The sequence below is a fragment of the Sphingobacterium psychroaquaticum genome, assembly GCF_004421025.1.
GTDB lineage: Bacteria > Bacteroidota > Bacteroidia > Sphingobacteriales > Sphingobacteriaceae > Sphingobacterium > Sphingobacterium psychroaquaticum.
Genome location: NZ_CP038029.1, coordinates 3,189,862 through 3,204,423 on the forward strand (window position 1 = coordinate 3,189,862; position 14,562 = coordinate 3,204,423).

At 42.5% G+C, this 14,562-nt stretch carries 6 protein-coding genes; 4 read left to right on the forward strand and 2 right to left on the reverse strand.

The features are described from left to right. Positions 1-34: 34 nt before the first annotated feature. The gene (locus E2P86_RS13220) at positions 35-6,559 is read right to left on the reverse strand and encodes a beta strand repeat-containing protein (protein WP_134433482.1); all 6,525 of its coding nucleotides are present in this window, start codon (positions 6,557-6,559) and stop codon (positions 35-37) included. A gap of 1,011 nt (positions 6,560-7,570) precedes the next feature. Here E2P86_RS13220 and E2P86_RS13225 point away from each other — a divergent pair. The 4 genes from E2P86_RS13225 to odhB all read left to right on the forward strand — a co-directional run bounded on the left by E2P86_RS13225 (position 7,571) and on the right by odhB (position 13,772). Continuing rightward, the gene (locus E2P86_RS13225; protein WP_085471199.1) at positions 7,571-7,921 is read left to right on the forward strand and encodes a DUF2200 domain-containing protein; all 351 of its coding nucleotides are present in this window, start codon (positions 7,571-7,573) and stop codon (positions 7,919-7,921) included. A 374-nt stretch (positions 7,922-8,295) separates the two neighbouring features. After that, on the forward strand, positions 8,296-9,540 hold the full coding sequence (locus E2P86_RS13230) for a deoxyribodipyrimidine photo-lyase (RefSeq protein WP_134433483.1): 1,245 nt from the start codon (positions 8,296-8,298) through the stop codon (positions 9,538-9,540). A 172-nt stretch (positions 9,541-9,712) separates the two neighbouring features. Then, entirely contained in the window at positions 9,713-12,439 is a 2,727-nt protein-coding gene (locus tag E2P86_RS13235) for a 2-oxoglutarate dehydrogenase E1 component (protein ID WP_134433484.1), read from the forward strand. Between the two features lie 94 nt (positions 12,440-12,533). Then, positions 12,534-13,772: a 2-oxoglutarate dehydrogenase complex dihydrolipoyllysine-residue succinyltransferase gene (odhB, locus tag E2P86_RS13240; protein ID WP_134433485.1), complete on the forward strand. Its 1,239-nt coding sequence runs from the start codon at positions 12,534-12,536 to the stop codon at positions 13,770-13,772. A gap of 69 nt (positions 13,773-13,841) precedes the next feature. Here the strand turns inward: odhB and E2P86_RS13245 are convergent, their stop codons facing one another. Further along, positions 13,842-14,420: an HdeD family acid-resistance protein gene (locus tag E2P86_RS13245; protein WP_134433486.1), complete on the reverse strand. Its 579-nt coding sequence runs from the start codon at positions 14,418-14,420 to the stop codon at positions 13,842-13,844. Positions 14,421-14,562 lie beyond the last annotated feature (142 nt).

The window sequence follows — 14,562 nt, forward strand, 5'->3', positions numbered from 1 at the left end:
TTCTTCTTACATGATAGCGTGCTACCGTAAACAGTTATTTCTTCTCCAGTAACATGCGTTCCAGTTTCTCCAAACGCTCTTTTAAGCTTTCGCTCTCTTTTTTCAAATTCTGGATCTCTGTACTTTGGATCTGCATAAAGCCTTTCTGTTCTTTGATTTTATTATTTTGTTCAATAACATGCAGGTATAGCTCTTCTGTTTTTTCCAGCAGCTGAATAGAGAGTTCCGACACATTGAATGAATAGCCTTCCGCCGTTTTCTCCAATTGATCGATCGGTGTAATGCCTGGTAAATGCCGGTGTGTTTTCACAAAGCTTTCCACCTCATCCAGTGTCTTGAACTTGTAGTCTAACTTGATAGCGGATTCTCCTTCAAAATAATCTTCAAATACGTAATCGGCGTAGTAACTGTTAATCGTGGTGATTGAACCGTTTACACGTAATTTTTCATTGATTGCTGAAGTTTTTTCATCGGTTCCTATACCAACCCATCCTTGAATGTACACATCGTCAGTATTTGATGTTGCACCTGTTTTGGTCGCTACCGAGAACCATGGTTCCTGTACAATTGGCCCAAGATTAATGTTGTGTACTTGCTCATTTTCATCCATGTATACTAGGCGCTTGTTATCAATGTCAATCCGCAGTGTTGTTAATGTCTGTGCATCTCCAACGAGATCGACTAGATCAAATGGCGTTGCATTCCCTTGCTCGTCGGTGTACACAAGCTGATGCAGTGCTCCATCGTATGAAAGAGTCGTTAATGTTTCTCCAGCTTTAACAATCGTAGAGATTTCAAGATCATGTAGCTCACCGTGCTCATCCTTATATTGCAGGAAATACTCTTTCAACTTTTGCCCTGGTACCTCTGGGTCATCAATTTCTTCTTCACGCATGATTAACGTAGTCAATGTTTCGTTGTCTTTGACAATCGTAGAAATATCGACATCGACAACATTACTACCGTCTACGTATGTAAATTTCGAACCATCGAAGCTGACATTGCCTTCCACGTTCGTGATAAATTCATTTAGAATGTTTGTAACAGCTGGATTGTTAACGATCTCCTCAAAATTCTGGATCACATCTGCTGGAACATCGATCGTCGTCTGTGTACCATCCTCACTCGTATACGTGTACGTACCATCGCCATTGTTCACTAACGTGGTAACCGTCTCATTCAACTTAACCAAGTCGTTCAGGTCGATAACAACCGTATCGCTACCGTCAACATACGTAAAGTTCGATCCGTCGAAGCTGACATTGCCTTCCACATTCGTGATGTACTCATTCAGGATATTCTGAACGTCGCCGTTCTTGATGATCTCCTCAAAATTCTGGATCACATCCGCTGGAACATCGATCGTGGTCTGTGTACCATCCTCACTGGTGTAGGTATACGTACCGTCGCCATTGTTCACTAACGTGGTAACTGTCTCGTTCAACTTAACCAAGTCGTTCAGGTCGATAACAACCGTATCGCTACCGTCGATATATGTAAAGTTCGATCCGTCGAAGCTGACATTACCTTCCACGTTCGTGATATATTCGTTCAGGATATTCTGAACGTCACCGTTCTTGATGATCTCCTCAAAATTCTGGATCACATCCGCTGGAACATCGATCGTCGTCTGTGTACCATCCTCACTCGTATACGTGTATGTACCGTCACCATTGTTCACCAAGGTCGTAACCGTCTCGTTCAATTTAACCAAGTCGTTCAGGTCGATAACAACCGTATCACTACCGTCAACATATGTAAAGTTCGATCCGTCGAAGCTTACATTGCCTTCCACGTTCGTGATGTACTCGTTCAGGATATTCTGAACGTCACCGTTCTTGATGATCTCTTCAAAGTTGTTCACCACATCTGCTGGAACATCGATCGTGGTCTGTGTACCATCCTCACTGGTGTAGGTGTACGTACCGTCGCCATTGTTTACCAAGGTCGTAACCGTCTCGTTCAACTTAACCAAGTCGTTCAGGTCGATAACAACCGTATCGCTACCGTCGATATATGTAAAGTTCGATCCGTCGAAGCTGACATTGCCTTCCACGTTCGTGATAAATTCATTGAGAATGTTTGTAACAGCTGGATTGTTAACGATCTCCTCAAAATTCTGGATCACATCCGCTGGAACATCGATCGTCGTCTGTGTACCATCCTCACTCGTATACGTGTATGTACCGTCACCATTGTTCACCAAGGTCGTAACCGTCTCGTTCAACTTAACCAAGTCGTTCAGGTCGATAACAACCGTATCGCTACCGTCAACATATGTAAAGTTCGATCCGTCGAAGCTGACATTACCTTCCACGTTCGTGATATATTCGTTCAGGATATTCTGAACGTCACCGTTCTTGATGATCTCCTCAAAGTTGTTCACCACATCTGCCGGAACATCGATCGTCGTCTGTGTACCATCCTCACTGGTGTAGGTATACGTACCGTCGCCATTGCTCACTAACGTGGTAACTGTCTCGTTCAACTTAACCAAGTCGTTCAGGTCGATAACAACCGTATCGCTACCGTCGATATATGTAAAGTTCGATCCGTCGAAGCTGACATTGCCTTCCACGTTCGTGATATATTCGTTCAGGATATTCTGAACGTCGCCGTTCTTGATGATCTCCTCAAAGTTGTTCACCACATCTGCCGGAACATCGATCGTCGTCTGTGTACCATCCTCACTGGTGTAGGTGTATGTACCGTCACCATTGTTCACCAAGGTCGTAACTGTCTCGTTCAACTTAACCAAGTCGTTCAGGTCGATAACAACCGTATCGCTACCGTCGATATATGTAAAGTTCGATCCGTCGAAGCTGACATTGCCTTCCACGTTCGTGATAAATTCATTGAGAATGTTTGTAACAGCTGGATTGTTAACGATCTCCTCAAAATTCTGGATCACATCCGCTGGAACATCGATCGTCGTCTGTGTACCATCCTCACTCGTATACGTGTATGTACCGTCACCATTGTTCACCAAGGTCGTAACCGTCTCGTTCAACTTAACCAAGTCGTTCAGGTCGATAACAACCGTATCGCTACCGTCAACATATGTAAAGTTCGATCCGTCGAAGCTGACATTACCTTCCACGTTCGTGATATATTCGTTCAGGATATTCTGAACGTCACCGTTCTTGATGATCTCCTCAAAGTTGTTCACCACATCTGCCGGAACATCGATCGTCGTCTGTGTACCATCCTCACTGGTGTAGGTATACGTACCGTCGCCATTGCTCACTAACGTGGTAACTGTCTCGTTCAACTTAACCAAGTCGTTCAGGTCGATAACAACCGTATCGCTACCGTCAACATATGTAAAGTTCGATCCGTCGAAGCTGACATTGCCTTCCACGTTCGTGATATATTCGTTCAGGATATTCTGAACGTCGCCGTTCTTGATGATCTCCTCAAAGTTGTTCACCACATCTGCCGGAACATCGATCGTCGTCTGTGTACCATCCTCACTGGTGTAGGTGTATGTACCGTCACCATTGTTCACCAAGGTCGTAACTGTCTCGTTCAACTTAACCAAGTCGTTCAGGTCGATAACAACCGTATCGCTACCGTCAACATATGTAAAGTTCGATCCGTCGAAGCTGACATTGCCTTCCACGTTCGTGATATATTCGTTCAGGATATTCTGAACGTCACCGTTCTTGATGATCTCTTCAAAGTTCTGGATCACATCCGCTGGAACATCGATCGTCGTCTGTGTACCATCCTCACTGGTGTAGGTATACGTACCGTCACCATTGTTCACCAAGGTCGTAACCGTCTCGTTCAATTTAACCAAGTCGTTCAGGTCGATAACAACCGTATCGCTACCGTCAACATAGGTAAAGTTCGATCCGTCGAAGCTGACATTACCTTCCACGTTCGTGATATATTCGTTCAGGATATTCTGAACGTCACCGTTCTTGATGATCTCCTCAAAATTCTGGATCACATCCGCTGGAACATCGATCGTCGTCTGTGTACCATCCTCACTGGTGTAGGTGTACGTACCGTCGCCATTGTTCACCAAGGTCGTAACTGTCTCGTTCAACTTAACAAGGTCGTTCAGGTCGATAACAACCGTATCGCTACCGTCAACATAGGTAAAGTTCGATCCGTCGAAGCTGACATTGCCTTCCACGTTCGTGATATACTCGTTCAGGATATTCTGAACGTCACCGTTCTTGATGATCTCCTCAAAATTCTGGATCACATCCGCTGGAACATCGATCGTCGTCTGTGTACCATCCTCACTGGTGTAGGTATACGTACCGTCGCCATTGCTCACTAACGTGGTAACTGTCTCGTTCAACTTAACAAGGTCGTTCAGGTCGATAACAACCGTATCGCTACCGTCAACATAGGTAAAGTTCGATCCGTCGAAGCTGACATTACCTTCCACGTTCGTGATATACTCGTTCAGGATGTTCTGAACGTCACCGTTCTTGATGATCTCCTCAAAATTCTGGATCACATCCGCTGGAACATCGATCGTCGTCTGTGTACCATCCTCACTGGTGTAGGTGTACGTACCGTCGCCATTGTTCACCAAGGTCGTAACTGTCTCGTTCAACTTAACAAGGTCGTTCAGGTCGATAACAACCGTATCGCTACCGTCAACATAGGTAAAGTTCGATCCGTCGAAGCTGACATTGCCTTCCACGTTCGTGATATACTCGTTCAGGATGTTCTGAACGTCGCCGTTCTTGATGATCTCCTCAAAATTCTGGATCACATCCGCTGGAACATCGATCGTCGTCTGTGTACCATCCTCACTGGTGTAGGTGTACGTACCGTCGCCATTGTTCACTAACGTGGTAACTGTCTCGTTCAACTTAACAAGGTCGTTCAGGTCGATAACAACCGTATCGCTACCGTCAACATAGGTAAAGTTCGATCCGTCGAAGCTGACATTACCTTCCACGTTCGTGATATACTCGTTCAGGATGTTCTGAACGTCGCCGTTCTTGATGATCTCCTCAAAATTCTGGATCACATCCGCTGGAACATCGATCGTCGTCTGTGTACCATCCTCACTGGTGTAGGTATACGTACCGTCGCCATTGTTCACTAACGTGGTAACTGTCTCGTTCAACTTAACAAGGTCGTTCAGGTCGATAACAACCGTATCGCTACCGTCAACATAGGTAAAGTTCGATCCGTCGAAGCTGACATTGCCTTCCACGTTCGTGATATACTCGTTCAGGATGTTCTGAACGTCGCCGTTCTTGATGATCTCCTCAAAATTCTGGATCACATCCGCTGGAACATCGATCGTCGTTTGTGTACCATCCTCACTGGTGTAGGTGTATGTACCGTCACCATTGTTCACCAAGGTCGTAACTGTCTCGTTCAACTTAACAAGGTCGTTCAGGTCGATAACAACCGTATCGCTACCGTCAACATAGGTAAAGTTCGATCCGTCGAAGCTGACATTGCCTTCCACGTTCGTGATATACTCGTTCAGGATGTTCTGAACGTCGCCGTTCTTGATGATCTCTTCAAAGTTGTTCACCACATCCGCTGGAACATCAATCGTCGTCTGTGTACCATCCTCACTCGTATACGTGTACGTACCGTCACCATTGTTCACCAAGGTGGTAACAACCTGATTATCCTTAACCAGTTGTTCTAAATCAACCGTATGTTGGTTCCCATTTTTATCCATCCAGGTGAAATCTGTTCCATCAAATGAAACATTCCCCCCCAACTTATTAATGATCTCCGTCAATTCATTGAGAATTGTCGGGTTATTAAAAATCTCTTCAAAATTATTAATCACATCAGCCGGCACATCGATGACCGTAACCTTCCCACTTTCACTGGTATAAGTGTACTTCGCATTACCGTTTTCATCCAAGGTTGTTATCGTCTCAAACCCTTTGATAATTTGTTCCAGATTCAAGTTTTGTACATCCCCATTCTCATCGATCCATGTAAAGCTACTCCCATCGTATGTGATATTCCCCCCTACTTCATTGATAATCTGCGTTAATTCATTGAGCACCGTTTGGTTTTTAATAATCTCTTCGAAATTATTAATCACATCACCCGGTACATCAATAACGGTAATCGTATTATCCTCCGAAACATAAGTATATGTTCCATTCACTTCTTTTGTAAGGGTAGTAATGGTTTGACTTTTCTTGATAATCTCTTGTAAATCGATTGTAACTGGATTCCCGTTCTCATCCAAAAAAGTGATCACGTTGGTCGTTGGATCATAGGTAATACCCGATCCTTTACCCCCACCGGTCATGACCCACTTGGTTCCGTCATTATAATAAATACCGGGAACCACATCGTTTTTCTTCGAGAGGTTGTACACCATCATACCCGCTTCATGTTTGGTGAGCGGTGCTGGACTGGTCGTACTTTCTAATGATAGTCGAGGGAATAAGACCCCTCGTTGGATACTACTCAGATCCAATACTGCGTTCGGGTTTGGCGTAACCGTACTACCAGAGACGGTGCCGTCATCTACTTTAATCTGTGCATAAGAAAAGGTACACATAAGTAGCACAAACAAGCAACTTAAGGCTAATTGTTTTAACATAATCGATTAAGTTATGTGTTCATATATGTGCCGTCGAGGACAAAATATCTCGACTGACACTTAAAAAATTCGTAAATCTGTAAACAAGCGTAATTTCACATTCATTTGTTAGCAGGTTACACCCACTCTTTGCAGAGATTTCGATGTAACTAAGGATTAAACAGCAGTTTACCACAAAGGTTTTACTTTTAAGATATTTTTTTTACATATTTTAACATTTAAGAAATCATAAAAACTAAAGAATATATTTTTATTCAATAAATAAACAAACTCTAGTCCCACAAAAAATTAACCAGGTACAGATTAATTCAAGAATCGGCACAATATATCTTTATTAAACCACAAAAAAGAATATTATTTCTATTTGTTACACAATTTTAAAATAATATACCGTTTAGTGATATATATCACATTATATAGCAGACAAAGTCACTATTTTCGCCTACAGAAATAATACGTTAAAAAATGGAAAGTGATAACAAAAAAGCAAGCAACAAAATGCAAAACTGATACAGACAGGTAGAAAACACAACCATCTAGTTAATACAGAGGCATATAAATAGGAAAAGGCTACTCCATGAACGATGAAGTAGCCTTATTTATTCCCTTGTTAAAATTTACCAACACAAAAATCGATAGAACGACATAAATTATCCGCCACAATAAGCCCGAATCCACTTACAATAAGACATTGTTTAGTTCGTAGTTTGTGGTGTGTAGTTCGTAGTTGATGGTGTGTAGTTCGTAGTGTGTAGATTATAGTGTGTAGTTTGAACCGTCCACCTGTTATCGGCATATCAAAACCACTTACAAAACACTGCTTTTGATAGAAATGCTTTAATACAAACAATACTGACCATTATTAAAAGAAATCAAAAACGATTATCTAGACGCAAGATTTAGGTAGACAGATCTCTTCGGAGTTTATGATTCTACAATCGACGAACAAATAACTACGGACAAGAAGATTACCTATCTTTACAACCATAAACGGACATAAAAACACCCCAGATGAATACAGCACGAATATATCATATGCTTTTTTCAAGCGTCTATCCTTTATACATCCAGAAAGCGGAAAAGAAAGGACGTTCTAAAACAGAGGTCGATACCATCATTTGTTGGTTAACCGGTTATGACCAGGTCGGACTTCAGCACCAGATCGATCAGAAGGCAACTTTTGAAACCTTTTTTAAGGAGGCTCCGCAAATCCATCCGAACACCAACAAAATTACGGGGGTTATCTGCGGGTACCGTGTCGAAGATATCGAAGATGATCTTGTACAAAAAGTTCGTTACCTCGATAAGCTTATCGACGAACTAGCTAAGGGAAAAGCAATGGAGAAAATCCTGCGTACGTAACACGTACCTATTGTCTTTCTCGTGTCAAAAGACCGCTTTTCTTTATAATCAATCCAAATAAGCAGCCTTTTTGGCTATATTTGCCATTGGCTTTATTTGTAGCTACGTTTATTCTTGTGTTCTATTTGGAGGTTTGTTTGAATATGAAGAATAGTATGTTGGGACACGAGCTACAAGCTCGCGCCAGCAAGGACTATAAAGCAGAAAGCTACCTATGGTAAGCAGGCTCGCAACAACTAGGCAGCAACCTTGTAGAGCCACAAACCCTGAAGGGTTCAGCGTAGCTATATTTTGTGGCTACCTTGTGACTACACAAAAAAAGAATAGTCCGAACGAACAGTATAATTATTGACATCTGAGGGAAGCATATTTTTATGACGAAAAAAGTGATTTTAGTATGGTTTAGGAATGATCTACGCATTCACGATAATGAGATATTATTTGAAGCGGTAGATAAAGGCGACATTGTTATTCCTGTTTACTTCTTTGATCCCCGTTATTTTGGAAAAAACAAATTTGACTTTCTAAATACCGGCATCCTTCGTGCTAAATTCCTGATTGAATCGGTATCCCATCTGAAGCAATCCCTGCAAGAACTCGGTGCCGATCTGTTGGTTTTCCAGGGTAAACCGGAAATATTGATTGAGACGCTATGTGCCAAATATGATATCACCGAAGTTTACCACCACCGGGAGGTTTCTAACCGCGAGACGGAAGTGTCTGAACAAGTAGAGGCCGCATTGTGGAAAGCACAGATCAATCTGAAACATTTTATCGGACACACCTTATACCATAAAGAGGATCTTCCCTTTCCCATTAAAGATATTCCTGACAACTTTAATCAGTTTAAGAAAAAAGTCGAAAAAGAAAGCTTCGTTCGCCCGGTGATTCCATCCGTTGAACATATTATGACGCACCCCCACCTCGAGGAAACCGCTGTTCCTACTTTGGCTGACTTAGGATTTGAGGAGACTACCACTACACCGGATAACAACGAATGGACACAGGTGTTGCCTGGTGGTGAGCATCATGGACGAGCGCACTTGGCACGCACGCTGACTGAGACGTACGATGACATCGATGATTACAACCTGATATCGCCTTACATTGCGCACGGAGCAATCTCCCCTGCTTATTATTACCACGAGATAAAGAAAGCACAAGAATTACATAAGAAAAAACGATACGACAAACTCATCCTTCGTCTTCTGTGGCGGGACTATTTCCGCTTTATGCTAAAGAAACACCCCAATGTTTTTTTTAAAGACTATGCCGAAGGTGAAACCATCGAAAAATCTAGCGCGGCACTAAAGGAGCTTCTTACTTCCAACCCGAAGGACGAGGTGATAAGCGAATTATTGGAAACGCTCAAAAAAAGTGGTAATCTTCCTTACGAATACCGCGAAATATTGGCGGCTTACTTCCTCCAGGAGCTTCATATCAACCACCTCGCCGGCGCCTCCTTCTTTGAAGAAGCCTTCATCGATTATGCCCCTGCAACCAACTATGGTTATTGGTTGCATTATGCTGCTTTTGGCACCAGCTCAAAAGACAACTTACAGCTGGGTTGGAATGAATTGATTAAAAAAAACTACCGCGCCAAAGTGCTTGAGAAATAAGCCGCTCTAAAATATTTGGCACACTTAAATAATACATTATTCAAACTTTTGTCACATAAAGTAAAAAAGGCAAAAAATATCACTTCTTAGTGCCTTTTTGTTCGTCCAGAGGGTGGTAAAATCTTTAATAATTGCTAACTTTGAGCAAATTTTTATACGTAAGATTTCCTCTATGGACAGATTAACATATTTGAGCAACGCTGATTCGGGTTATGTAGACTCGCTTTATCAAGCTTATAAGGAAGACCCGAGCTCAGTAGATGTAAGTTGGCAGAAGTTTTTTGAAGGTTTCGATTTTGGTCAGGCAAGCGGCGGAGGTGTCGCTGTAGAATCGCCTGAGCAAGTTATCAAAGAGATTAATGTGTTGAACATGATCAACGGCTACCGTGATCGTGGTCACTTGTTTACCGAAACAAATCCGGTACGCGAGCGTCGCAAGTACTTTCCAGGCAAAGAGCTGGATACTTTCGGCCTTTCGGAAGCGGATATGGACACCGTATTCAATGCAGGTGTTGAAGTTGGCCTAGGGCCAGCGAAGTTGAAAGATATCCGTCAACTCATTGAAGATACCTACTGCCGTTCTATTGGCGCCGAGTTCCGCTACATCCGGAACCCAGAGAAAATCAAATTCTTACAAGGAAAAATGGAAGCGGAGCGCAATGCCCCTTCTTTCACCATAGACACGAAAAAACGTATTCTTAAAAAATTAAACGAAGCTGTTATTTTCGAGAGCTTCTTAGGAACGAAATTCTTAGGGCAAAAGCGTTTCTCTTTAGAGGGGGCGGAGTCCTTAATTCCGGCACTAGACTCTGTTATCCAAAAGGGTTCTTCTTTGGGTATCGAGGAATTTGTGATCGGGATGGCACACCGTGGTCGTTTGAATGTCCTTTCTAATGTAATGGGCAAACCATACAAAACCATCTTCTCTGAATTTGAAGGTAAAATGTATGAGGCTGATCCGGAAGTTCCTTTCGGTGGTGACGTAAAATACCACTTGGGATTCTCTTCGGATATCACCAGCCAGGATGGTAAAAATATTCACTTGAGTTTAGCACCAAACCCATCTCACTTGGAGACTGTAGATGGTGTAGCTGAGGGTATGGTACGCTCGAAAATTGACATGAAATATGATGGCGATGCTTCGAAGATTGCACCGATCTTAATTCATGGGGATGCCGCCGTTGCAGCACAAGGTATTGTATACGAAACGATCCAAATGTCTAAATTGGATGGCTACAAAACTGGTGGAACAATCCATATTGTCATTAACAACCAAGTTGGTTTTACAACCAACTATAAAGATGCGCGTTCATCAACATACTGTACCGATATCGCTAAAGTAACATTATCACCTGTTTTCCATGTGAATGGAGATGATGTAGAGGCTTTGGTATATGCGATCAATATGGCGGTTGAATACCGTCAAAAATATAAAACAGACGTATTTATCGACCTATTGTGCTATAGAAGATACGGACATAATGAGGCGGATGAGCCTAAGTTCACGCAGCCTTCTTTATATAAGTTGATCGAGAAACATCCAAATACCTTAGCTATTTATGTAGATAAGTTAATTAAACAGGGATCGATCGATGCCGATTATGCGAAAACAGAAGAGAAAAGCTTCCGTGGCCTTCTTCAGGAACGTTTAGATGAAGCGAAGACGGTAGAGCAGATCAGCGATGAGCGTCCGATGTTTGCCGGTGCCTGGAAAGGCTTGCGCCCAGCAAAATCAACCGATATCAACACAGCGGTAGATACCAAAGTATCCGATAAGGTATTTTTGGAACTCGCTAAGAACATGAATACCCTTCCTGCGGATAAGAAATTCTTCCGTAAGATCACCAAAGTATTTGAAGATCGTCTGAAAATGATTGATAGCGACAAATACGACTGGGCAATGGGTGAGCTTATGGCTTACGCAACATTATTGAACGAAGATTACCGCGTGCGTATTTCGGGTCAAGATGTACAGCGTGGTACATTCTCACACCGCCATGCTGTGGCAACGTTAGAAGATTCAGATGAAACATATACGCCACTAGCTAAACTAAAAGGTGGAGAAAAATTCAATATCTACAACTCTCTTTTATCGGAGTATGCTGTTTTAGCGTTCGAATATGGTTACGCTTCAGTAAACCCGAACTCCTTGACCATATGGGAAGCTCAATTTGGTGACTTTGCCAATGGTGCGCAGATTGTCTTTGACCAATATATCTCTTCGGGCGAAACAAAATGGAAACGTTCCAACGGCTTAGTGATGTTGTTACCACATGGTATGGAAGGTCAAGGTCCGGAACACTCTTCGTGCCGCATTGAGCGCTACTTAGAGCTGTCGGCGAACAACAATATGATTATCGCGAACTGTACTACGCCAGGTAACTACTTCCACTTGTTACGTCGCCAGTTGCACCGCGATTTCCGTAAACCGTTGATCGTTGCTACACCAAAAAGCTTACTTCGTCACCCGAAAGCTGTATCATCGTTAACAGATTTTACGAACAAAAACTTCCAAGAGATCATCGATGACGAAAACGTAACAGCGAAATCTGTGAAACGTGTGGTTCTTTGTTCCGGTAAAATTTACTACGAACTGTTGGAGAAACAAGAAGCAGAAAACCGTAAAGATGTAGCCTTGGTACGTGTTGAACAATTATTCCCTGTTGCATACGATCAAATCGAAGCCTTACAGAAGAAATATGCGAAAGCAGAATTTGTATGGGTACAAGAAGAGAACGAAAACATGGGTGCATGGCCGTACTATTGCCGTAAGTTCCGTGGATCAAGCCTTGACCTACAGGTTATCGCGCGTCCAGAAAGTGGATCTCCAGCAACAGGATACATGAAACAGCATGTTGCACAACAAACAGAAATCATAAACAAAGCGTTTTCACTCTAAGAGGCCTCGTAAAGACGGATAAGAGTTACGCAAATTTGAATTATAAAAACATATCCGAACGACAAAGCGTTCATGATATAAAGAAAGACAAGATATGAGCTTAGAAATTAAAGTACCAGCGGTAGGTGAATCGATTACAGAGGTTACCTTAGCACAATGGTTAAAACAAGATGGCGACTACGTTGAGATGGACGAGAACATCGCCGAATTGGAATCTGATAAAGCTACATTTGAACTACCTGCTGAGAAAGCAGGTATCCTAAGAATTATTGCACAGGAAGGCGATACCTTGGAGATTGGCGCTGTTGTTTGTACGATCGAAGAAGGTGGTGCTGCTGCAGGTAGTGCAGACAAGAAAGCGGACGCTCCTGTAGCGGCTGCTACGACAGCTGCTCCTGCTGCTACTTCAGATGATGCTGAAAACCCAGACTCATATGCTGCGGGTACGGCATCACCAGCTGCTGCAAAAATATTGAGAGAGAAAGGTATCGACCCTTCTACCATTAAAGGTACAGGTAAAGATGGTCGTATCACGAAAGAAGATGCTGAGAAAGCACAAGTTTCTGCTGCTCCAGCGGCAAAACCTGCGGCGCCAGCACCAGCTCCTGCTGCTGTGGTAGCTGCTCCAGGTGCGCGCAACGAGCGTCGTGAGAAAATGACCTCTCTTCGTAAAACAATCGCTAAGCGTTTGGTGAGCGTGAAAAATGAAACGGCCATGTTGACGACTTTCAATGAAGTTAACATGCAACCGATCATGGATCTTCGTGCGAAGTACAAAGATATGTTCAAAGAGAAGCATGGTGTAGGCCTAGGCTTTATGTCATTCTTCACAAAAGCCGTTACAACAGCTTTGAAAGAATGGCCTGCGGTGAATGCTCGCATTGAAGAAAATGAACTTGTTTACTCTGATTTCTGTGATATCTCTATCGCTGTTTCAGCGCCTAAAGGTCTTGTTGTTCCGGTTATCCGTAACGCAGAGTCGATGAGCCTGCAGCAGATCGAAAAAGAAATTATTGTATTGGCTACTAAAGCACGTGACAATAAATTAACGATCGACGAAATGACTGGTGGTACATTCACAATCACGAATGGTGGTGTATTTGGTTCGATGATGTCGACACCGATCATCAACGCTCCTCAATCGGCAATCTTAGGTATGCACAACATCGTGCAACGTCCGATTGCTGAAAACGGTCAAGTTGTTATCCGTCCGATGATGTACATTGCTTTATCCTATGACCACCGTATCATCGATGGTCGCGAGTCGGTAAGCTTCCTTGTACGTGTGAAACAATTGCTAGAAGATCCAGCAAGATTATTACTAGAAGTATAATCCATACCTTGGTATAACATAAAAAAGGAGCTCTTGAGAGCTCCTTTTTTATGTTATACACTTTCTTCTCTAAGACATAAAGTCGCGTACTTTCGTGCGTACTTTTTTCAGATGAAAGGCCATACTGATACTCGTAACACCGGAAAAAATAAGCGCTGCACTCAGCATAAAGACAATATACAAACTGGAGAATACTGGATTAAAAATTAGAATCAACGAAAAAATCAAACCCAGGATGGCCCAGAAAAGCATCCAGCCCCACCCTTTCAGTTTTATCTGCTGAAATTCAATCGCGGTGGCGATCCCGAAAATAGCTTGAATAAACGTAAAGAAAGCAATCACAAACGGTAAGGTTACCATCGTTATCGCTGGATTGATGACAATGTATAAGCCTAACAGGGTGTAAATAATACCTGCCGCCAACTGCCAGCCCCAACCATCAATATCATTCCGATTGCTCACCGCAAAAACAATCTGCAAAATTCCAGTAAAAAGGAAAGCAACACTAATAAACATACTAATGGCTACATAAGTTGCTAAAGGAGTCATAATAGAAATAATCCCTAAAAGGATGAGTAGAATACCAATAATCAAAGGTACATACCAATGTTTCAAGGTGCTTTTAAACTTGTCGATTGTCGATGTCATAATAGTTTTTTTTATTGTAAGGTGTTCATTCCAATTGTTTACCAATAATAAAACCTTCCTGCAAAGCTATTGTTTGAAAAAAAACAATATACTTCATGAATGTAACCAATATCACATATAATCAGAATGTAAATAATACTCT